The organism is Capnocytophaga periodontitidis (genome assembly GCF_016126015.1).
Classification (GTDB): Bacteria; Bacteroidota; Bacteroidia; order Flavobacteriales; family Flavobacteriaceae; genus Capnocytophaga; species Capnocytophaga periodontitidis.
This window is the reverse complement of sequence record NZ_JAEFDB010000005.1, coordinates 54,681-78,180: the sequence shown is the minus strand read 5'-3', so window position 1 is coordinate 78,180 and position 23,500 is coordinate 54,681. Positions and strand designations below refer to the sequence as shown.

Below are 23,500 nucleotides of genomic sequence, written 5' to 3'. Positions count from 1 at the left end.
GCGTTTGCAAAACGCCCTTACAATGTAACTAAAAACTGAGCGTTACCCCTGCTAAGTAATTGGCTTCGGCAGCGGGAATATACACCATTCCATAGCCGTTATCGCCGTAAGGAGTGTATTTGGTATTGAAAATATTATTACCCATTACCGAAAACAATACCGATTTGAAAGTGCTTTTAGGCTTCCACTCGTATTGCAAACTGAGGTTATTCACGAAATAAGCATCGAGCTTTGCTTCCTCACGCTCGGTGTTATCTACATATTGTGCACCTACATATTTAGAAATCAACCCTATTTGAAAACCCTCAATAGGTATAAAAGTAATCGTATTACCGAGCACTACATCAGGAGAATACGAAATGCGGGTGTCGCCCCAGCTAATGGTACGAGTCGCAACCTCAGCATCTTGACTCTTATAATCTCTGTTTATATTTTTGCTAAAAGCTACGTTAGGCGACCACAACCAACGCTCCGAGAGTTGCACCATCGCATCGGCTTCAATTCCTGCACGATAGCTCTTACCCACATTCTCACGAATAGGATAACCGGTGCTGTTGAGTTTCCCTAAAAGCACCAATTGGTCTTGGTAAGCCATATAATAGCCATTGAGATTTAAACGTACTTTGGGGGTGGTGAGTCGCCAACCGAGTTCTATATCGTTGAGTTTCTCGGCGATAGGTTTTTTAGCATTAGGGTCGTCCTGCAAAGCTTCGTAATAGCTCTTGTAATCGGAGCGATTAGGCTCTTTGGTAGCACGTGCATAAGAGAGGTAAAGGTCGTTTTGTGCATTCAAGAAGAAGGTAATACCCGCCTTAGGATTAAAACTGTTAAGACTTTCATCTATCTGATATTTATTCGTCTTATACCCTACATGACGGAATTGTACATCGGCAAAAAGGCTCCATTTAGGGGCAAATTGCCAAGTGAGTTTGCCATAACCTGCCGCTTCTTCTTTGGTATTTAGACCTTCGTAACTATAGCGATTGCCATACACAAAAGGCGCTTTTTCTGCCCATAACAAGTCTTTGTAATGCGACCCTTCATAGCGATTGAGCAATCCTCCAAAGAGCAATTGCACACCATCTTTCTGATAGTTAGCCGAAAATGTAGTACCCCAGAAATCGTTGTTCAATCCTTGTTGGTGAATGATGTATGCTTTTTGCTCCTTGCCTGCCCCGTCGAGCACTTTGGGCAAGCCTATTTTAGAGTATTTTTTCTTCTCATAGTTCTCCCAATAGCCTTTACCTTTGGTGTAGTGGAAGGAAAGTTGTGTATGCCACGCCGTATTCCACTGTTGCGTCCAGTGCAGTTGGGCGTGGTCTTGCTGGTAGTTATCGGTTTCGTTTTCATAGAAACGTTTGTTACCAGCGGTATCTTTGTATTCACCCGCAGGATTATGACGGCGATTGCTATTCAAAGTTTCTTTATCTACACCCAAATAAGTGAGATAGACACTTTGTTTGCCTCCAAATACCAATCCTTTGATGAGCGTACCCCCGTGGCTATAAGCACCTTGTAAGAAGTAGGATTTAAGGTCGGAAGAAGCGCGGTCGCGATAGCCATCACTCTTGATAACAGAAAAGCGTCCGCTGAGCTCAAAACGGTCGTTGAGCTTTCCGGTGGAAAGTTTGAGGCTGTGTTTGTGAGTATTATAACTGCCATAGAAGTTGGCGAGTTCTCCTGATGCCTGCTCTTGTACAGCATCGGTGAGAACGTTTAGGCTTGCGCCAAAAGCTCCTGCCCCATTAGAAGAAGTACCCACTCCGCGTTGCAACTGTATGCTCTCGGCAGAAGAAGCAAAGTCAGAGAGATTATACCAGAAAACCCCTTGCGATTCGGAGTCGTTGAGCGGTACGCCGTTGATAGTTACATTGGTACGGTACAAATCGCTCCCACGTACAAACATATTGCTACTACCGAAGCCCGAACCATCTTCGGAATAGCTCACCACATTAGGTAACTGACCTAACAACAAAGGCAATTGTTGACCGAAATTTTTGGTCTTAATTTCCTCTTTAGAGAGATTAGAAAAGGTTACGGGAAGTTTTTTGGTAGCCCTCACGGACGATACTAATACTTCGTCTAACTGAATGGGCTTAGGTGAAGGGACTATAGAGTCAGGCTCTATTGCCTGTTGTGCCATTGCCGATGTAGTAAGGCAAATAGCAGTGTACAAAAGTACATTTTTCATTGTAAAATAAATATTTACAAATAAAAGAGGCTATTATTTGGTGTGTTAATAAAATAAAAAAAGCCTGTTTATGCTACCCAAAAGCAAAAACAAGCTCCAATTGCTTAGTTTCATTCCTTCAACGGGATTATCCGTTCAAGTTCAATGGGTATAATCTCAGCCTGTTACAGCACCCCTTATGAGACGGCGCAAAAGTACAAAATAATTACGAAATACGAATGATGAATGACGAAAAAAATTGCCAAAGATGTGAAGCACACGGGCTATTTACATCTTTGGCAAAGTATTATTAGCTTGTTAGCTATTCGTTAATTAGGCTTGCCCGGTTATGCCAAACAGAGGGATGGCGTGACGGTCGTCGCTGTTAGAGATTGCTCCATTAGCTTGTTCAAACTTTTGGATATTATCATCTAAAGCAAATAGCAATCGTTTGGCGTGCTCAGGGGTAAGGATAATGCGACTACGCACTTTTCCTTTAGGCATCCCTGGCATTACGCTCACAAAATCTACTACAAACTCGGTAGATGAGTGGTTGATAATCGCCAAATTAGAGTACACTCCTTTAGCAATTTTATCGTCGAGCTCGATGCTCAATTGTCCTTCTTTTTCTTCTACTTCGTCCATTGTTTATCGTGATTTTTTCTTTTCGACTACAGATTGTTCCATATCCGCTTTAGATCCGACGATGATTTTCTCGTATTCTTTAAGTCCGGTACCAGCAGGGATACGGTGACCAACGATTACGTTTTCTTTCAAGCCATCGAGGGTATCTATTTTACCACTTACTGCTGCTTCGTTCAACACTTTAGTAGTTTCTTGGAAAGAAGCTGCTGAGATGAACGATTTGGTTTGCAATGAAGCGCGTGTAATACCTTGTAACACTGGCATAGCGGTAGCAGGGATGATATCGCGAGCGATAACCAAATTCTTATCGGAGCGTTTAAGGAGTGAGTTTTCATCGCGCAATTCGCGGAGGCTCACTATTTGTCCTGCTTGTAAGTTTTCGGAGTCACCAGCATCTTCTACTACTTTTTTACCGAATAGGCGGTCGTTTTCTTCGATAAAGTCGTCTTTGTGAACCAACTGACCTTCGAGGTAGAGGGTATCTCCTGGGTCTTGAATTTCGACTTTACGCATCATTTGTCGAACGATTACTTCAAAGTGTTTATCGTTGATTTTCACCCCTTGGAGACGGTATACCTCTTGTACTTCGTTTACTAAGTACTGTTGTACTGCTGAAGGTCCTTTGATACGCAAGATATCATCAGGAGTTACAGAGCCATCGGAGAGCGGTTTACCTGCACGTACAAAGTCGTTTTCTTGTACCAAGATTTGGCTTGAAAGTTTTACTAAGTACTTGCGTTCCTCACCTGAACGAGAAGTAACGATAACCTCTTTATTACCACGTTTGATTTTACCGAATGATACTACCCCGTCGATTTCGGATACGATAGCAGGGTTCGATGGGTTACGTGCTTCGAAGAGCTCGGTAACACGAGGAAGACCTCCTGTAATATCCCCAGCTTTGGCAGAGCTACGCGGTATTTTCACGAGTACTTTACCTTCTTCAATTTTGCTATTGTTATCCACCATAATGTGAGCTCCCACAGGCAAGTTATAAGAACGTAGTGTTTCGCCGTTTTTATCGACGATAAGCAAGGTAGGAATCAGTTTTTTATTACGTGATTCAACAATCACTTTTTCTTGGAAGCCTGTTTGCTCGTCGATTTCTACTTGGTAAGTAACCCCTTGTTCTATATCTTCGTAAGCAATTTTACCAGAATATTCGGAGATGATTACGGCGTTGTACGGATCCCATTGGAAGAGCAAAGTGCCTTTTTTCACTTCTTCTTTGTCTTTTACAAAGATGTGAGCTCCATAAGGGATATCGTGTGTTTGAAGCACCATTTTAGTAGTGGGGTCAAGAACGCGGAGTTCAGAAGAACGAACCACCACATCTACAGGGTTTTGTTCATTATCTTTACCGCTTACCACACGCAAATCTTCTACTTCGATGATACCATCGAAACGCGCTTCGGTTTTGTTTTCTTCGGATACGTTACCGGCAACCCCCCCCGCGTGGAAAGTACGCAAGGTAAGCTGAGTACCAGGCTCACCGATAGATTGGGCAGCAACTACCCCTACGGCTTCCCCTTTCTGTACCATACGACCGGTAGAAAGGTTTCGACCGTAACATTTTGCACAAATACCGTGTTTAGCTTCACAAGTAAGTGCAGAGCGCACTTCTATCATATCAATAGGAGCGGCTTCTATTTTATCTACTATTTTTTCAGTAATTTCTTCACCAGCACCCACAATAAGTTCTTCGGTGAGAGGGTTGTAGACATCGTGGAGCGACACACGTCCTAAAACGCGCTCGCCAAGAGTTTCTACTACTTCCTCGTTCTTTTTGAGGGCACGTACTTCTACCCCGCGCAAGGTACCACAATCTTCGGTGTTGATGATTACGTCTTGAGATACATCGACCAAACGACGAGTTAAGTAACCTGCATCGGCAGTTTTCAAAGCAGTATCGGCAAGACCTTTACGAGCCCCGTGGGTAGAGATGAAGTACTCGAGGATTGACAAACCTTCTTTAAAGTTTGACAAGATAGGGTTCTCGATGATTTCGCCCCCTCCAACGCTTGATTTTTTAGGTTTAGCCATCAAACCACGCATACCGGTAAGCTGACGAATCTGTTCTTTAGAACCACGCGCTCCGGAGTCGAGCATCATATACACAGAGTTGAATCCTTGTTGATCGGTACTGATGCGTTTCATTGCCAATTCGGTGAGTTGTGCATTGGTAGATGTCCAGACGTCAATCACTTGGTTATAACGTTCGTTATTGGTGATGAGCCCCATATTATAGTTCATCATAATACCATCAACGAGACCGTTAGCTTCAGCAATCATATCGGCTTTTTCTTGTGGGATGATGATATCCCCTAAACTGAATGACAATCCACCTTTGAAGGCAAAACGGTACCCCATATTCTTGATTTTATCCAAGAAGTCACCTGTTACAGGGATGCTGGTTGCTTTGAGGATACGACCGATGATGTCGCGGAGAGATTTTTTAGTAAGTACTTCGTTTACATAGCCCACTTCCAAAGGCACGAGCTCGTTGAAGAGCACACGCCCAGTAGTAGTTTCTACTACGGGGTAATACACATTGCCATTTTCGTCAAGGTCGCGTACTTTCACTTTGATGAAAGCGTTGAGGCTCAATTTGCCTTCGTTGTAAGCGATATTTACCTCTTCGGCAGAATAGAAAGTGAGACCTTCGCCTTTGACAGGATACTCAGGGGTAGATTTACGACCTTTGGTGATGTAGTAAAGCCCCAAGACCATATCTTGTGAAGGTACAGTGATAGGTGAACCATTGGCAGGGTTGAGGATATTGTGAGAAGCCAACATCAAGAGTTGAGCTTCGAGGATAGCCTCAGGGCCAAGAGGTAAGTGCACCGCCATCTGGTCACCGTCGAAGTCGGCATTGAACGCTGTACACACCAATGGGTGCAACTGGATAGCTTTCCCCTCGATGAGTTTAGGCTGGAATGCCTGAATACCCAAACGGTGCAATGTAGGGGCACGGTTGAGGAGGACAGGGTGACCTTTGATCACGTTCTCCAAGATGTCCCATACTACAGGTTCTTTTTTGTCGATGATTTTTTTAGCTGATTTCACCGTTTTTACGATACCGCGCTCGATGAGCTTACGGATTACAAACGGTTTATAGAGTTCGGCTGCCATATTCTTTGGCAAACCACATTCATACATTTTGAGTTCAGGACCTACCACAATAACGGAACGCGCAGAGTAGTCCACACGTTTACCGAGGAGGTTCTGACGGAAACGCCCTTGTTTACCTTTCAATGAGTCGGAAAGGGATTTGAGCGGACGGTTAGATTCGGTTTTTACCGCTGATGATTTACGAGTGTTATCGAAGAGTGAATCAACAGACTCTTGCAACATACGTTTTTCGTTGCGCAAAATCACATCAGGTGCTTTGATTTCCATCAAGCGTTTGAGGCGGTTGTTACGGATGATTACACGGCGGTATAAGTCGTTGAGGTCGGAAGTTGCAAAACGACCTCCATCGAGCGGTACCAATGGGCGCAATTCAGGTGGGATTACAGGAATCACCTTCATTATCATCCATTCAGGTTTGTTTTCGCGGTTTTTTTGAGATTCGCGGAACGCTTCTACCACTTGTAAGCGTTTAAGCGCTTCGGTTTTGCGTTGCTTAGAACTTTCGTTGTTGGCTTTGTGGCGCAAGTCGTAAGAAAGTGCATCTAAATCCAAACGTTCGAGGAGTTCGAGGAGACACTCAGCTCCCATTTTAGCGATAAACTTATTGGGATCGGTATCTTCTAAGTATTGGTTATCAGCGGGAAGACTCTCGGTAATAGCGAGGTATTCTTCTTCTGAAAGGAAGTCTAAGTATTGTAAATCTTCACCTTCTGGGCCTTTGGCAATCCCAGGTTGGATAACTACATAGCGCTCGTAGTAGATAATCATATCCAACTTTTTGGAAGGAAGCCCTAACAAATAGCCGATTTTGTTAGGCAGTGAGCGGAAATACCAAATGTGAGCGATAGGCACTACGAGGTTGATATGACCCACTCTTTCGCGGCGTACTTTTTTTTCGGTAACTTCGACGCCACAACGGTCGCAAACGATACCTTTATAGCGAATGCGTTTGTATTTACCACAAGCACATTCATAGTCCTTTACGGGACCGAAAATACGCTCACAAAACAACCCGTCGCGTTCAGGTTTGTGAGTACGGTAGTTGATAGTTTCGGGTTTAGTAACCTCGCCGCGTGAAACGGCTAAAATAGATTCGGGGGAGGCTAAACCGATCGAAATTTTATCAAATTTAGGAACAGCTGTTGTTTTTTCTCTTGCCATATTGTTATGGTGAATATAATAAGTTTATGTGGCCTCATTGGGGAGTCCCCACGAAGCCTATTTACAAAATATCGTGCAAAATTACTACTATTTTTTGAAACGGCAATAGTTTTTTAGAAATATTTTTTAAAAAAGTTTTTAAGTAGTTGAGGGTTGGGGAATTAGGGGAATTAAAATCTGTAATAATTTTTCATTCCATAGGTATTGAGAATTTCGTAGGGGTTGTCACGGAATTTAGTCATAGAAACGACTTTTTTGACATCGGACGGGTTCAAGGTGCGGGTGGTAATGAGTTTATCTATCATTATTTCTAAATTGGAGTCGTGAAGGACGGTTTGCCAAGCAAGAGCACTATAAACATTTTCGATAAAAACAGGAGATTTAAAAGAGGTATGTAACACTTTTTCATACTGCTGTTTATAGGTTTCTAATAGGTTTTCGAGTTTTTTAGCGTCTATTTTTCCAGTAGCTACTTGATTTTGGACTTCGGTTACTACATCTGTTCGAAACTGGAGGAGTTTTTGATATTCGTCAAAAGCCTGACGATCGGGTTCTGTTCTTATGAGCAAACTTTTTGCTTGTTGCAGTTTTGGGGTTATCATTGCGAACAAAGTTTTTTCAGTAGCTAAAAGTTGCTGACTTTGATCAGCAAGGATTTCAATAGATTTTTTAAGTTGGTCTTTAGTATTGTACAGAGAAGAGCTGCGCTGGATTTCATCAATAATTAAATGGCGTCGTTCATAGCAGCTTTTAGCTTGCAAAATCAGGCTATTATAGAGTTTTTGCACGGTATCGGGTTCTATAAAGTCAAAAGGCGTTAGTTTTCTCAAGCTACCCTGCTCTATGTCATACCATATACGGCTTTTGGTAGAGGGAACAGTTGGCACAGTGTCCAAATTTTGACTTTCCACCATCAATTTAATATCTAAATAGTCTCTAAGCGATTGTATTTCATCGGGATTTGTGAGTTCTTCTTCATAATAACAAGTAATCTCATAGCAGAGATTGTAAAAAGCGATAACTGCTTCATTTCCTCGAGGAATCATTTTGAACTGAACGTGATGTCGTTCATTGAGTGTATAAACCAATTGAGTATCCTCAGATTCTTTTTGGGGTAGGGTGTTAGTTTCACATTTTCTGAATAAAGGAAGGATTATTAATAAGATTATGAAGAATGATCCTCCCCAAAAAATATAGCCTTCCCAAAAGATTGGTAGTTTAGTTGAAGAAGTATCTTGGCTTATAGGTTGTATTTCTTGCTGTGGAGAGAGCGGTTGCTCTTGAGTTTTTTCGCCAACGGAAAAAGGTTGTTTTTGCTTGTTTTTCTTTTGGTAGCGCCTTCCGATGTTTTTAGTTGAAGTTGTAGGAGCAGGCGGGATTGCTACCTCACTTTTACGAGCAGGCAGGGAATCTTTGGGGAGATTTTTTTTGATATAGTTTCTCATTGTTAGGAGGTAGGGGTCAGGGGTCAGGTGTTAGGTAAAATCAGTAATAGAGATTCCTCCAAAGCGACCCTGCAAGTAAGCGGTGGCAAGGGAGGGCATATCGTTGATTTTGAAATCGTTGAGGGAATACATACGGCTGTTGCCTTGTTGTTTCTCGGTGAACCAGACTTCATCGGGACGGAGGAGGTCTTGGGTATCGAGTAAGGAAACGCAGTGTGTAGTGGAAATCAATTGTCCGCCCTCAGGGTTATTGGCGTAATAACGAATGAGTTCGGCGAGTAAGGCTGGGTGCAGTTGTGCATCAATAGCATCAAAACAAACTACTTTTCCTTGTAGTGCTTGATAGAGTGCAAGGAGGAGGCGCAAGAGTTGTATAGTACCCTCGGATTGGTCGTCATAATAAAAATCAGTGAGTCCTCCTTGATCGTCCTCTTGTGAGAAATATAGTTCATCTTCAATTTCTTGTCCTTTAGCTAAAGGGGTCTCAAAAGGTATATCCATTATTTCTACCGTATCTATTTCTAAACCAGCTTTATTCATCATTGTACTTACGAAATCACAGAGAGGTTCTGTTAGCAAAGGGTTTGCATAGAGGCTACTGAGAGTAGTTTGTTTATTGACTACCAAAAGTTGAGAATTGAACCATTGGTAGGCAGCTTCTAATTCTGGAGCATTTAGTATAGGGAACTTATGATTTAGAGACAAGAGAGAAGCATAAGGATTACGAGAAAGCAATTGAGTAACAGCAGTTTCATTAGTGAGAGGAGTCCCGCTGACTTTTGTGTTTTTTCGCTCAAAAACTAATCTATCAGAAAAACTTCCTAAACCTGAAATATACAGACTTTCATTAAGGCTTTTCGGATAAATTTCTACTCTATAGATATAACCTTTTTGCTGGTACAGGAATTCTATTTCGAGGGAGATAGGTAGTTTTTTTTCGTTATCTTCTGATTCAACATATCTTCTAAAAGTATAAGAAGAGAAATCATTCTCTTGGAGGAAATCGCCGTTGCACACCAAGTTTTGCAGGAAAGCAATCGCCTTGATAAAGTTAGATTTTCCTGAACCATTGGCACCATAGATAGCAGCTTGTTTGAGCAGAGGAATAGGCAATTGGGTATAGATGTGATGTGGTAGTTCCTCACGTTTGGGATTGGGGAACATATCAAAAGAGGTTTCTTTTTGGAAAGAAAGGAAGTTTTGAAGGGTAAAACGTAAGAGCATAATAATTTGTTAATTTATCGGTTTAGTAATTGTAATATTCACGAGCGCGTGCAGCACTGATGATTTGGTAAGGATTGGTGCGCCATTTGGTTTGTTGTCGCATTTCTTGAAATTCTTCAAAGCATCTTTGTTTGTCTCGGTAATTCATATCTATAGCTCGGCGAATTACCTTTGTAAAATCAATACCGTGAAGCACTGTCCACTGGTAAAAATTAGTATTAAAACAGCTTTGTGAAAACTGTAGTCGTACTAATGGTAATTCGGTTTTACAATAATTTTCGTACTTTTTGTTCAGCAGTTCGCGGTTGTTCTTTTTTTGAGTGTACTGTAGGCAAATTTCATCATTAAGCGCTTTTAGGGCGAGTGCATTTTTCTTATAGACTTCAAAATTATCTCTATCGTAGGCATCGGTTACCAAGCGGTAAGCAGCTTTGGAGGTGAGTTTGTTCAGCTGAGAGAACAGTGCTTTTTCGGCAGTGAGAAAGTGGTACTGCTGCTTTTTATCAGTAGTTTGTAAAAGTTTTTTAGTTTCGGCGACAAGGGTGTTGTAGCGGGTTTGGAGGCTATCGGCATCAATACCTGTGAAGTGTTGTGGAATTTGTTTATCGAGAGCCCCTGAAGCAAGTGCTTGTTTAAAATCGGTAGAAACTAAGAGGGTATCAATCATTGCATTATGACCTTCGTAGGCAATATCGTAGCACAAGCCATAAAAGGCGATGACAGCTTTTTCTCCGCTTGGCACTTCGGGAGGGGGAGGATTGCGTTCATATTCCTGATAAGCACGCCCCATTTCTTGTAATTCTTTTTCTCTTAAATCTTTGTTTTCTATAAACTTACGCACACCTAACACTATAAAAAAGAGTAATAATAAACCTGCCGCAGTTATGAGTGAGATTTCTATCTTTTTATTAATAAAAACGCCTTTAGCATTTTTAGGAACATCGTTAGTTTGAGGCTCAGTAATTAGTTCTTTTTTAAATTTTTCTTGAGATTCTTCTTCAGAAAAAGGTTGTTGAGAAGCCTCTTCCTTCTTGTAGCGCTTATTGATGCCCTTATAGGTAGGAGCTGGCGGAGGCGGTAAGGTTGTTCTACTTTCACTGGCGGGCAGAGAGGTATTCTGCGGGTCTTTTTTATTGTAAGTTCTCATTGGCAAATCTACTCATTAGCGAATTGTTTCATTGTGTACAATATCAATTCGGTAGTGCTTTTTTCGGTGACTACCCAAATAGACTTATCGTAATCTACATCTATAGCGATGGGAGAAATAGACTCTACGGGAAAATCTTTTAGCAAGTTGCCTTTTTCGTCGTATAGATAGGCTTTTTGAGTATTCTGTTCGGTTACTGATACGTAGTTCATTCCGCGAATGCGAAACAATTTAGGACGGCTATACTTACCTTCGGGGAGTTCGATACGCTGATTACCGATAGTGAGTATATTTCCTGAAAGTGAGGTAAGTACATAGCGGTTGCCGCCCCAATAAAAAGGTTCGGTAAGCGATAGGTTTTTGCGGGTCATTCCACCTTTTTCATCTATAGAGATAAGCGTACCATCACTATTAGTGAACATAAAGAGGTTACCTAACACCAAAGGTGGATTGTTAGAAAAACTATAGGCACCTTTCACGGTAATACGCTGCTCGCCATTGCGGTGCAAGATGTTGAAAGTGCCATTGTTAGATGAGTAAATGAGATAGTCTTTTCCATTGAAACGATAGTGTTTAGGGGTAAACAAAGGTTTGCCATTAGCGCGCTGGTTAAAGCCTTTCACTTCTTGACCTTTCTTATCTAAAAGGTGAAGAGTATTACCTTCGGCAAATAGGAATCGATATTCACGATTACTTTCGTAATCAAAGACTTCTAAGGGGGTGATAGGATTTTTATACTGCAAAGGGAAAGGGGCTACCTCCTTGCCATTGCGATCGACGACCCAAATAGATTTTTCGGTAGTGAAAGCCATTTGCAGGAAGCCATTTTTAAATAAATCTACTTGATAAATAGGGCTTTGTATTTTCCCGTCTAAGCGTTTTTTCCACAATAGTGAGCCGTTATTACCTATGAGATAAAGGTAGTTATTCTCATCTTGCACAGCGATTTCCAATCGCTTGGTGCGGTGATTTAAGAGAATGACGGGCTCGCTTGCCATAACATCGTCTAAGGCAAAGCGGAAACGCTCGCGCATCTCATCAGAAAGGGTGCTTTCAGTTTGTTTTTCACTTACAAAATTCAGCACGTAATAGTCGTTTTGAGGTGTTTGTTGGAAGAGAGCCCAACGGTAATTTTCGGCTATTGCAGGAAAACGACTGCTAAATGAAGGATTGTCGTAAAGATTGACAATGCGGGAGAAAGTAACATTTGAAGCGCTGTTTTCCTCTAATAAACCAAAGGCTTTATTCGCTGATAATACATTACCTCGCTGCATATCATTCACTACAGAGATGAGGAGTTCTTTGGTTTTGGTGAGTACCAATTGCTTTTGATACACGCCTGCATAACGCGGAATGAAATCTTTTACAAATGAAGTGAAGAAACCGACGGGCAGGTCGGGGTTGAGTTCGTACATCGGGAAGTTGTACTGGAAATCCTCGGAGAGCACGGGTAGCTGTTGGAGGGTTTCATCTACATCAAATGAGGAAACAACTGCAAATTGACCTTCGGTTACGCGCCCAAAAGCAACCCCATTGATAGAAGTTCTAAAGGGACTTTCTTGTGCTATACTGTCGTTTTGTGTTAGTTTTTCGGCATCGTCAAAAGTATAAGCATCGATGCTGAGCACGCGGGCAGGCATTAGACTTAACGCATCGTTTTGATAGGGGACAGTGTGGAGCATCACATCGGTATTTGCCTCTTTATCAATAGTGGTTACCCCGCTGAGACGCACATTGTTTTCTTCTAAAAAGAGATCAAAAGCTACCCAGTTTTTACAATTTGCAAGTGGTTTTTCACCAAAGAAAGGTTCGAAATAATCGTTGGCAGCGTTTTTTTGTAAAAATAGGTTTGCTACACATTCAGTACCGCTAATTTGTTGTAGTTTTTCTAAATCCTGTTGAGCATCGCTCTTGTTTTGTTTGTTTAAAGAGGTGTACTCAGAAAGTTTTTCGCCATCGCTGATAAGCAAGTAATCACCATAAATTGTATAGAACCACTCTTTGCCAAACAAGGCTTGTTTTTGCACTTGTGCAGAGGCGTTTTTCCAAATAGCTGATTTCTCGTTATTTTCTTTTTTACAAATAAAAAAGCAATTGCCTTCAGTAGAAAATGCTACCCATATATCATCATTTACGGGTAAAGTTCCTAAGAGTTTTACTTCGTGCAAACGCAATATACGAGGGTTATGAGCTTTCCAAAAGCTATTGTTCGTAAGGGCACTCAGGAAGTTGTCGCGGTTGTTGATATGATAGATGAGCTCAGTATTTTCGGGGAAAGTAAAAGGAGTGAGGGTTGCTTTTTTTTCTTTAGAAGTACAAGCAACCAAAAAGAGCAAGGTTATTATGTAGAAACAATACTTCACTACTTAAAATTATTGATGATGAAAGTGCAAAGATATGTAATAATTGGCAAATTAGCAAATTAGAAAATTAGCGAATTACGGATGATGAAAATACTCATAGACTTTTTTTCCTCTAAAACCTACGACTTTTGTGAGTTCTGCTAATGTAGCCTCACGGATGCGTTTTACGGATTTGAAGTGTTGGAGGAGCGTTTCTTTGGTTTTATCGCCTATCCCCCCTACCCCATCGAGTTCGGATACGATAGCTGATTTGCTGCGTTTTTGGCGGTGGAACGTAATACCAAAACGGTGTGCTTCGTCACGCAATTGCTGAATTACACGCAGGGTTTCGGAACGCTTATCTAAATACAAAGGGACACTATCTTCGGGGAAATAAATTTCCTCTAACCGCTTGGCAATGCCTATAATAGCTATCTTACCGCGCAATTCTAACTGTTCTAAGGCTTTTAGAGCTGATGAGAGTTGCCCTTTACCTCCATCGATGATAATGAGTTGAGGCAGCGGTTGTTGTTCGTCTAACAAACGGCGGTAACGGCGATATACCGCTTCTTCCATAGAAGCAAAATCGTTAGGACCTTCGACAGTTTTTACATTGAAATGACGATAGTCCTTTTTGCTTGGTTTGGCATTTTTAAAGACTACACAAGCTGATACAGGGTTCGTACCCTGAATATTAGAGTTATCGAAACACTCTATATGCACAGGAGGTACTGAGAGGTGCAAATCGCGTTGCATCTGGGTAAGGATGCGGTTTGTATGGCGTTCAGGGTCTAGTATTTTTTCTTGTTTGAACCTATCTTGACGGAAGTGTTTGGCATTGCGCAAAGAGAGTTCCAAAAGTTGTTTTTTCTCACCTGCTTTAGGGATGGTGGCTTGCAAACCGTCGGGAAGGGTTACATCAAAAGGTACGATAATTTCCTTAGATACAGAGAAGAAGCGTTCGCGAATATCAATAATAGCATATTCTAAAAGCTCTCTATCAGTCTCGTCCAATTTCTTTTTAATCTCCAAAGTATGAGCGCGCACAATCGCTCCATAAGCCACTTGCAAGAAGTTTACATACCCATATTCTTCATCGGAAACGATAGAGAATACATCGACATTGGTAATTTTACTACTCACAATAGTAGATTTAGCTTGGTAGTTTTCCAAACTTTGTATTTTCTGTTTGATGAGATGTGCTTCTTCAAAACGCATTTCGGCAGCTAATGTCATCATTTCTTCTTTGAAGTGCTTAAGCGCGTCTTTGAAATTTCCTTTGAGAATTTCGACTATTTGCTGGATATTATTGTTATAATCTTGTTCGCTTTGGTATCCTTCACAAGGTCCTTTGCAATTTTTTAGATGGTATTCCAAACACACTTTAAACTTGTGATTAGCTATGTTTTGGGGTGACAAATCGTAGTTGCAATTGCGCAAGGGGAAGAGTTCTTTTATCAAATCTAAAAGTGTATGCACCGTTTTCATACTGGTATAGGGGCCGAAATACAAAGAGCCGTCTTTCACTACTCGGCGTGTGGAGAAAACGCGCGGAAAACGTTCTTTTTTCACGCATATCCACGGGTAACTCTTATCGTCCTTTAAAAGAATATTGTAGCGAGGTTGGTATTTTTTAATAAGGTTGTTTTCGAGTAGTAAAGCATCGCTTTCGGTAGCTACCACGATGTGCTCAATACGTACGATTTTGCGCACCAAAATGCGTGTTTTAGCATTATCGTGTTCTTTTTGGAAATAAGAGGAGACGCGTTTTTTGAGATTGACAGCTTTGCCTACATAGATAAGGGTATCGGAGGCGTCATAAAACTGGTAGACGCCAGGGTTATTAGGCAAGGTTTGTAATTGAATATCTATGGACATAAGGGTCAGAGATAGAAAAGAGGCTACCGAAAGTGGCAGCCTCTTTTTTTGGTTTTATAAAGATAAAAACGTTCCTAAAACTATTTTACCAAGTTGATTTCAACGCGGCGGTTAAGTTCTCTACCTTTCTTAGTTTTGTTAGAAGCGATAGGTTTTTCAGGACCAAAACCTTTAGCAGTAAGACGAGCAGGGTTTATACCTTTATCAATTAAGTAAGCTTTAACTGAATAAGCTCTATCTTCAGAAAGTTTTTGGTTTTTAGCTTTGTTACCACTTGTATCAGTATAACCTTCTATTGAGAATTTAGCGTTTTTGTATTCGTTTAATACTTCAACGATATTGTTCAATACAGTAGCTGATTCAGGACGGATAGTAGCTTTGTTTACATCGAACAAGATAGTTTTTGCGAAGTCGTTCAATTTCTTTTGAACTTCTTGAGTTACTTCAGGGCAACCGTTGTTAGAAGCAGGACCTGGTTTATCAACGCATTCATCGTCTTTATCAAGTACACCATCACCATCGGTATCAGGCCAAGGGCAACCGTTATTTTCTTTAGGACCAGCTACGTCTTTACATTGGTCTACGTTATCTGGCACACCATCACCATCGGTATCAGGGCAACCGTTGAATTCTTTAAGACCAGCTTCGTCTGGGCAAGCGTCATCTTTGTCAGCGATACCGTCACCATCTCTATCAGGGCAACCTTTTAATTCAGGGAGACCAGCTTCGTCTGGACAAGCGTCGTCTTTATCAGCAATACCATCGTTATCGCGGTCAGGACAACCGTTCAATTCTTTTTTACCTGGTTCGTCTGGACAAAGGTCATCTTTATCGGCTACGCCATCTTTATCGCGGTCTTTTTTACCGAATTTAATGGTAATACCAGCAGCGTGTTGGAAGTAGTCTTCTTGAGAATCAGATTTGAAAGTTGGGTTGTAGGCAGTTTGCAAGTTGATACCGATGTTTTCGGTAAACCAGAAGTTTACACCACCGCCGCCTAAAGCGCGGAATTTACCTTCGTTATCGATAGCGGCATATCCACCACCTACTTGTAAGAATGGGTCAAACCATCTTGCGGCTTTCCAAAGAGAGTTCAAGTGGTATTTCACAGCTAAATTGGCAGCCCAGAAAGACAAATCTACTTTATTATCAAGATCTTTGCTATAACCGAAACCTTTTTCGATTTTGTTCAATGATCCAGATAATTCAGCAGAGAAACCGGCACCAATGTATCTACCTACAGAAAGACGAGAAACAGCAGGAAGGATGTTGATATCACTTGGTCCACCCCAGTCTTTCATCAAGTCCCCAAAAGCATCTGGAGTACGTATATCAACTGTATTTACTCCAAATCCTATCTGCCAAGGACTGTTTTCATCTTGCGCTTGAACTCCTACTGAAAAAGCAGCAGCCAAAGCAAATAAAGTTAATTTGATTTTCTTCATACTTAAAAATGAATTTTGATTACTATTTAAATTTGGGGGCAAATATAAGTATTATTTTAATATCTATAAATTTTTAAGGTTATTTTTTTTTGTTAAAATTGATAAGAACTAAAAAAAAGACTTAAAAACAGAGTGTTTAAAACAGTATTATATTTTGCCTCGTTTGTTGTTATTTACTTGATTACGAATTAATTAAAAATGTTTTACAACCATTTTACCAAGGCAAAATCTTGGCGGTGTGGCAATAAATTATTTTTAGGGAAAATACGTATTGCTAAGTGTAAAGCGCCAGGATATTCGGAAGCTATCTCTAATTGATAGGTAGCTTTATTACCTTCTTGAGCTACTACAGAGAACTCACTAGTAGAGAGGACTTTAAACTTATCGTCTTTTTGTTGAGCGACGACGAGTTCTACACCTACATCTTCAGGGCGCAATTCGCCTAATTCTAAAGTAATTTCGCCTTTATAGTTTTTTCCTATAGAGATGAGTTGTTCGTTTCGATTAGGGACTTTGAAATTGACTACCTTTATATTATCCCATTCTTGGGTTACTTTTCGTTTCCAATTAGAGAGCTCGATAGCAGTTACAAACTGATTGTCTTTCAGTTTATTTACGCGTTCGGTCATAGGGTAATAGTATTGGTTTTCGTAATCGGTGAGCATACGCGTAGTGGTGAAATTCACAGCGACTTTGGCGATTGTATTTTTGATAAGGGCGCACCAGCGAGATGAAACACCATCTTTATTCTTATCGTAGAATATAGGTGCAATTTCGTCTTCGATGATATTATAAATGGTTTCAGCGTCCATTTCGTCCTGATATTGTTGGTTTTCGTAGGAACGTTCCATTGGCAGTGCCCAACCGGCATCTTCGCGGTAGCCTTCTACCCACCAACCATCGAGTACGCTGAAGTGCATAGTACCATTCATTGCTGCCTTTTCACCACTGGTTCCTGAAGCTTCGAGCGGACGTGTAGGGGTGTTCATCCATACGTCGACTCCTTGTACCATGTGGCGTGCAAGTTCCATATCGTAGTTAGGGATGAACAATATTTTACCTAAGAATTGTGGTAATTTAGAGATTTCGACAATATTTTTAATCAAATCTTGTCCTGCTTTATCGGCAGGGTGAGCTTTACCAGCGAATATGAATTGTACAGGGCGTTCAGGATTATTTACGATTTTATCTAAACGTTCTATATTGGTAAAGAGCAAGTGTGCGCGTTTGTAGGTTGCAAAGCGGCGTGCAAAACCAATGGTAAGGATGTCCTCGCGCAAGTTTTCTTTGATTTCGACTAATTGGCGAGGAGAGAAATAGGGAGTATTTTTCTCTAAGCGCAATTTTTGTTCGACGCGGCGCAAGAGTTTAGAGCGGAGGGCTGTTTTAATTTCCCACACGCGTTGATCGGATACTTTGTAGATACCTTCAAAGCTCTTAGGGTCGTAGTGGTGAGTTTTGTAGTCTTTACCAAAGACTTCGTTTTCCACTTCTTTCCAGAGACCGGCTGTCCAGGTAGGTTGGTGCACTCCGTTGGTCACATAGCTAATATGCGATTCTTCAGGCATATAGCCAGGCCACAAATCTTTGAGGATTTCTTTGCTCACCTCACCGTGTAGCCAGCTCACGCCATTGACTTCCTGAGAGAGGTTGGCGGCGAGGTTACTCATTGAGAATTTCTCGTGAGGGTCGCTCAGGTTGATTTTACCGAGAGCGAGGATTTGTTCCCAATTCACGTGCAATTTATCGGTATAATTACCGAGATAAGCGCGCAATAAACCTTCTTCAAAAGCATCGTGACCTGCAGGTACAGGAGTGTGCGTAGTGAAGAGAGAAGAAGCGCGTACCACCTCCATTGCCTCAGAGAAAGTAAGGTTGTTGTGTTCGATAAATTCGCTAAGACGTTCCAAACCGATGAAAGCAGCGTGTCCTTCGTTGCAGTGGTAAATATCACTATCGATACCTAATTTTCGCAACATTTTGATACCGCCTAAGCCTAAGAGCATTTCCTGTTTGAGTCGGTTTTCCCAGTCGCCACCGTACAAGTGGTGTGTGATAGAACGGTCGTCTTCTCGGTTATTTTCGAAATCGGTATCGAGGAGATAGAGTTCTATACGACCTACATCAACGCGCCATACGCGGGCATAGAGGGTACGCCCAGGGAGATCGATAGAGACCACTATCCACTTACCTGTTTCGGGGTCGAATACAGGAGTTACAGGGATTTTAGAGAAATCTTGTGCCTCGTAGTCGGCTTCTTGGTTACCTGCTGAGGAGAGTTTTTGGGTGAAATAGCCATAGCGGTATAGCAATCCAACCCCAGTGATTTTTGTAGCTTTGTCGCTGGCTTCTTTCAGATAGTCGCCCGCCAAGATACCCAAACCTCCTGAGTAGATTTTCAAAGAAGAGTGCAAGCCATATTCCATACTAAAATATGAAATAGAGGGGCTTACCATTTCGGCTTTTTTAGCCATATATTCTTGAAAATCACCATATACTTTAGAGAGGTTACGCATAAAAACAGTATCGTTTTCCAACTCTTTGTAACGAGAGAGGGAGATGCTATCGAGTAGAGCGATAGGGTTTTTGCGCACTTCTATCCATTTTGCTTTATCAATATATTTGAACACCTCGTAAGCCTCATCATTCCAGCACCACCAAAGGTTTTTGGCGAGTTCTTCAAGGGGTTGCAAGGCTTCAGGGATGGCGCGGTGGATGATCACACTACGCCAATTAGGAGTGTTTACCACTTTGGATTTTTCTAAATAAGCTACACCATCGGTTTCTACTGGAGGGAGGCTTTCTACTCTATCCTCTATATTTTCGAGGGTGAGTTCGTAACATTTGATATAATACTGTACTAAGTTTTTCCAAAGGGCTATTTCGGAGACTTTAGCGGCAGTTTCGCGCAAAGCTTCGAAATCGTCGTCTTTGCTATCTAATAGATTTTGTATGTTTTTAGCGATGGCACCTACTACTTCGCCATAGTTGCTATCGGTACGATTGACTACTTCTATAGCTTTTTGTTTTTGAGGATAGTAGTCGTTTACCCACTTGCCAAATCCTGCTAAAGTAGTGGTGACGGTAGGTACTTTGAAAGCCAAACTTTCGAGCGGGGTATAGCCCCAAGGTTCATAGTAAGAAGGGAAAGCGGTACCATCGAGACCGAGTAGCAAATCGTAATAAGAGAGGTTGAACACGCCGTCGTTACCATTGAGGTAGCTTGGGCAGAAAATCACTTTCACCTTATCTTCTTTACGGTTGAAGAGTTGTTGTTCGTTGATGCGTTTTACAATGGCATCGTTATAGACATCGGGGAGGATGTGAGTGAGATGTTTTTGTTCGTTAGGGGTTGTTTGTTCGGGAGATTGGAGGTTATTGAGCAATCCTTGGTTAGGAGCGTCGTAGGCTGTAGGGATAAGTATATAAGCCAAGAGCTCTTTTTTGTTTTTAGGGTTGCGATTGAGAGCACCTAAGGCATCAATAAAGGCATCGATTCCTTTGTTGCGGAACTCATAACGACCGCTGATAGCAACGATTTTGGTATTCTCACTAATAGGTTGAGTTACCAACGCTTGTGCGACGTTGATGAGGCGTTCTTTAGCTATTTTGCGTTTTTTATCGAAATCTTTATCGTCGGGGACAATAGCATCGTTGAAGCCATTAGGGGTGATGATATCGGTTTTTCTACTGAGGAAATGCTGAGCTTCTTGAGCAGTAATTTCGCTTACAGTAGTGAAGCAATCGGCAACTTTAGTAGTTTCTTTTTCGAGGAAGTGTTTGTGTTGTACCCCGAAACGATAAGCCATTTCTTCGGGGTTGTAGTTTTTCATATCGTTGTAGAGGGGGTAGCCATTGCCAGCGATAGCACGACCTACGACGGTGGCGTGAGTAGTGAAAACAGAGCCTATTTTAGGCATAGTTTCTTCGAGATAGAGCAAGGCACTACCAGTCATCCATTCGTGGAAGTGGCAAATTACGTTTTCGCGTGAGGCAGTGTTGAACTTCACAAAACTTTCGATTACCTTTCCAACGGCATATCCAAAGAGAACTGATTCTACATAATCCCAGGGGCTACTGAAAGAGTCGAGTTTATAGTTATCCCAATAGTAGCGCAAGATTTCGTTTTTAGCGCTCATATAATGAGAGAAATCAACAAGGAGGACGATGGGGTTACCTTCAATTTTCCAATTACCGACACGCACGCGCAAACCTTCGGAGGCAGCTTTAGTGCGCCAAGATTTGAAGAGTTCAGGGTTTTCTACAAACTCTTTATTTTCGTTGTGTTGCCAAATATCAGGACCAATCAAGATGTATTTACTTCTGAATTTTTTGGCAATAGCAGGGGCTTTAGTAGCGATAACGGTGTGGATACCGCCAACTTTGTTGCACACTTCCCAACTGGTTTCGAACACATAGTCGGGATTGAATTTCTTTGTCATACTCATTATATTTAGTGGCTAGTTTTTAGTGGTAAGGTGTTAGGTGACAGGAGTCAAGTGGCAGTTAATGTTCTGTTTATACAAAATATGTTGCAAAGGTACAAAGTTTTTTTTGATTACAATACTTTTTAGGAGAATTTTTTAGGTAAGAGATAAGAGTTAATAGCATTCGCTTTTAAAGGCTTAACCTCCGTTGAAGGTGTCCAAAAAATTTTTTGTAAGGGCGTTTGCAAAACGCCCTTACATAATATACTCTAAAAGTGATTGATTATCAGAACTGTAAGCTTTTTCAAAGTGTAGGGACAAAAAGGTGATTTTGAGATTTTTGAGACGGCTTCTAATCCGCAAAAGTAAAATTTTAAAGAGAAAACATCTAATATTCGATACTTTTTTTGTAGTTTATTAATAAATTATAAGTCTATTATTTTAAATACGAATGTCGTGAGGTAGTACAAATTTGTTTTATTAAGACAATGAGAATTGACAAATTATTGCTATTTTTGTCATAAATAAATTCTTTTCTTATGAAAAAACTATTCTTTTTATTGTTATTACTTCCTTTGTTAGGGAATGCTCAAGATTTTGAATACTTTGGCGTTAGAGCTGCTTTCACCCATAGCAACAAGTCGCATAATTTAGGTTTTATAGGAGCTTCACTCAATTCTTTTGACGAAGGAAATGGTTATTTTTTAGCCATTCCTACAGCTTCAACCTTTTACGCAGGTGCTCATATAGGGTCAGATTTTGATAGCACTTCTAATAAAGTACTGATAATCCCTGAAATAGGGTTTGAAACTAGTATATTTATATTTGGAGCAGGAATCTCCATTAATACTCAAGCTATACAACCCAGAATGGGACTCTCTTTTTTTAATATACACAACGCTCATATAGGCTATTCTATACCTTTAAGAGAAAAAGCCTCCTTTGAAGGATTAACTATTACTTTTACTTTGAATCTTTTTAATCTTAGTTTTTAACAAAACTCTTAATTGTTCTGACTTATCATCTTGGTAGCTAAAATGTGCTTGCACAACCCTCTGTTTGTTTGGTGATTGGTGTACCAATTGCAAGTGCATTGTGCTTTCTCGCCGTCAAGAATAACGGTATGGGTAACCCCTCCTGTTCCTTTTACATTGGCTTTCACATAATCACCGCGTTGTTCTACGATTTGTACTTCATTATTTTCAGTGAGTTTTTTGGCATTTTGCAAACGCGGGTTCAGACTTATCAATCGCTGCGGTTTAAAAGGCAAACGACGGTAGAAATAATTGCCATCGGTGAGGTTGTAGCCCAAGAGTCCGATACTCGAAAGCGATGCTTGTAGGGTTGCCATTGTACCCATATTCACATCGTTTTCAATAGCTACCATTGCTGGTGAGAACACTTCGTTAGTTTTGAAGAAATTGTTAATCCCCACGAGCCATTCCATAGGTACCTCTTCAATCATATTCTCCAAGTATTTTCCTTCGCCCGAAAAGCCTCGATATACATTATCCGAAAGTAAGAAAAGCATCTCTACCCCTTTGAAATGCAACACAAAAGCAACAGATTGCTCACTGCTACTGCGATATACATAAAGACTATCGGCAAGCAGAAGTAAACTTTGTAAGAGGTTGAGACGGTGCACTCCTCCTATTTTGATAGCTCCCGCTGTAGGGGTAGGCGCAAAAGTGTAACCAACACCGCGTTTTACCAAATAATAATCATTTTTCACGGCTTGTTTAGGCAAAGAACGGAAGAGCTGTATGGCTTCAGCTTTATTGAGGCGGTATGCCAAATCCATCTCCGAAAGATATACTTGTACATTACCCAAGCCTTTGATCCAGCGGTTGGGGAGGGTTACTTTTTTCTCTACAGTTTTGTGTTTCTCGGTAATAAAGTGTGTCTGCTTTTGTCCTACACTAAGCACCATTTTCTCGGAAGCGGTTACCGCATTGAAAGCACGCACGGTTATATCGTTGAAATCGATATTGGTGCAACCACTTTGGAGAAAATCACCGTCTAACACATCGTTGCGCAACCCTACACGGGCATAGACGCTATTGCAAGAGGAGAAGCCCTCAAAAAGCAATTCACCATTCCCCACCGAGATAATGGGGTCACGCAATTTTGCAAGCACTCCTGGGGCGATAGCAAACTGAGAGGCTACGGTCTTCGCCAGTGTAGCAAGACACTTAGCCACCACAAAAGGTTGAGTGATACTCCCCCAGAAGAAACAAGGCACTGCATTGTCTTCTTTGAGTTCTGAACAGTGCGAAAAGATAAAATTCTTCTCGTGAGCGCTCGCCTCTTCTATCACAGAGGCAAACGGATAAGCATATTCAAAGTCGTTCATTTGATTTGTCGATTTGTTGATTTGTGTGAGGGGCAAAGATAGGGATAATTTGTTAATTAACAAATTAGTGAATTAGCAAATTTGCCAATGAGATAATTATGGAGGTAGGTCAGCTATAGTTAAAAAAAATA

At 41.1% G+C, this 23,500-nt stretch carries 12 protein-coding genes; 1 reads left to right on the top strand and 11 read right to left on the bottom strand.

The window, feature by feature from the left end:
* Positions 1-28: 28 nt before the first annotated feature.
* The 10 genes from I7X29_RS09010 to glgP form a co-directional block, all read right to left on the bottom strand.
* A complete protein-coding gene (locus I7X29_RS09010) occupies positions 29-2,191 on the bottom strand; it encodes a TonB-dependent receptor (RefSeq protein WP_198474145.1) in 2,163 nt (720 codons plus the stop codon).
* A 312-nt stretch (positions 2,192-2,503) separates the two neighbouring features.
* Positions 2,504-2,815: a DUF3467 domain-containing protein gene (locus I7X29_RS09005; RefSeq protein ID WP_009412436.1), complete on the bottom strand. Its 312-nt coding sequence runs from the start codon at positions 2,813-2,815 to the stop codon at positions 2,504-2,506.
* 3 nt (positions 2,816-2,818) lie between these two features.
* Positions 2,819-7,108 (bottom strand): DNA-directed RNA polymerase subunit beta', encoded by a 4,290-nt coding sequence (rpoC, locus tag I7X29_RS09000; protein ID WP_009412435.1) that lies wholly within the window; start codon positions 7,106-7,108, stop codon positions 2,819-2,821.
* A gap of 170 nt (positions 7,109-7,278) precedes the next feature.
* Positions 7,279-8,553: a hypothetical protein gene (locus tag I7X29_RS08995; protein WP_198474143.1), complete on the bottom strand. Its 1,275-nt coding sequence runs from the start codon at positions 8,551-8,553 to the stop codon at positions 7,279-7,281.
* A gap of 30 nt (positions 8,554-8,583) precedes the next feature.
* Entirely contained in the window at positions 8,584-9,777 is a 1,194-nt protein-coding gene (locus tag I7X29_RS08990) for an AAA family ATPase (RefSeq protein WP_198474140.1), read from the bottom strand.
* Positions 9,778-9,799: 22 nt separating this feature from the next.
* Positions 9,800-10,924: a hypothetical protein gene (locus I7X29_RS08985; RefSeq protein WP_198474137.1), complete on the bottom strand. Its 1,125-nt coding sequence runs from the start codon at positions 10,922-10,924 to the stop codon at positions 9,800-9,802.
* Positions 10,925-10,932: 8 nt separating this feature from the next.
* Positions 10,933-13,287: a hypothetical protein gene (locus I7X29_RS08980; protein ID WP_198474135.1), complete on the bottom strand. Its 2,355-nt coding sequence runs from the start codon at positions 13,285-13,287 to the stop codon at positions 10,933-10,935.
* Positions 13,288-13,362: 75 nt separating this feature from the next.
* Positions 13,363-15,144, bottom strand: a complete 1,782-nt coding sequence (gene uvrC / locus I7X29_RS08975; protein WP_198474134.1) for an excinuclease ABC subunit UvrC — start codon at positions 15,142-15,144, stop codon at positions 13,363-13,365.
* Between the two features lie 80 nt (positions 15,145-15,224).
* A complete protein-coding gene (locus I7X29_RS08970; protein ID WP_198474132.1) occupies positions 15,225-16,589 on the bottom strand; it encodes an OmpA family protein in 1,365 nt (454 codons plus the stop codon).
* 203 nt (positions 16,590-16,792) lie between these two features.
* Positions 16,793-21,037: an alpha-glucan family phosphorylase gene (gene glgP, locus I7X29_RS08965; RefSeq protein WP_198474130.1), complete on the bottom strand. Its 4,245-nt coding sequence runs from the start codon at positions 21,035-21,037 to the stop codon at positions 16,793-16,795.
* A 518-nt stretch (positions 21,038-21,555) separates the two neighbouring features.
* Here glgP and I7X29_RS08960 point away from each other — a divergent pair.
* Positions 21,556-22,011: a hypothetical protein gene (locus I7X29_RS08960; protein ID WP_198466620.1), complete on the top strand. Its 456-nt coding sequence runs from the start codon at positions 21,556-21,558 to the stop codon at positions 22,009-22,011.
* A gap of 8 nt (positions 22,012-22,019) precedes the next feature.
* Here the strand turns inward: I7X29_RS08960 and I7X29_RS08955 are convergent, their stop codons facing one another.
* On the bottom strand, positions 22,020-23,369 hold the full coding sequence (locus tag I7X29_RS08955; protein ID WP_198466619.1) for an SWIM zinc finger family protein: 1,350 nt from the start codon (positions 23,367-23,369) through the stop codon (positions 22,020-22,022).
* Positions 23,370-23,500 lie beyond the last annotated feature (131 nt).

Coding starts and splice junctions, on each gene's coding strand:
- glgP (WP_198474130.1), bottom strand. CDS start 21,037: ATGAGTATGACAAAGAAATTCAATCCCGACTATGTGTTCGAAACCAGT.
- I7X29_RS09010 (WP_198474145.1), bottom strand. CDS start 2,191: ATGAAAAATGTACTTTTGTACACTGCTATTTGCCTTACTACATCGGCA.
- I7X29_RS08995 (WP_198474143.1), bottom strand. CDS start 8,553: ATGAGAAACTATATCAAAAAAAATCTCCCCAAAGATTCCCTGCCTGCT.
- I7X29_RS08955 (WP_198466619.1), bottom strand. CDS start 23,369: ATGAACGACTTTGAATATGCTTATCCGTTTGCCTCTGTGATAGAAGAG.
- I7X29_RS08970 (WP_198474132.1), bottom strand. CDS start 16,589: ATGAAGAAAATCAAATTAACTTTATTTGCTTTGGCTGCTGCTTTTTCA.
- I7X29_RS08960 (WP_198466620.1), top strand. CDS start 21,556: ATGAAAAAACTATTCTTTTTATTGTTATTACTTCCTTTGTTAGGGAAT.
- I7X29_RS08990 (WP_198474140.1), bottom strand. CDS start 9,777: ATGCTCTTACGTTTTACCCTTCAAAACTTCCTTTCTTTCCAAAAAGAA.
- I7X29_RS08985 (WP_198474137.1), bottom strand. CDS start 10,924: ATGAGAACTTACAATAAAAAAGACCCGCAGAATACCTCTCTGCCCGCC.
- I7X29_RS09005 (WP_009412436.1), bottom strand. CDS start 2,815: ATGGACGAAGTAGAAGAAAAAGAAGGACAATTGAGCATCGAGCTCGAC.
- uvrC (WP_198474134.1), bottom strand. CDS start 15,144: ATGTCCATAGATATTCAATTACAAACCTTGCCTAATAACCCTGGCGTC.
- rpoC (WP_009412435.1), bottom strand. CDS start 7,108: ATGGCAAGAGAAAAAACAACAGCTGTTCCTAAATTTGATAAAATTTCG.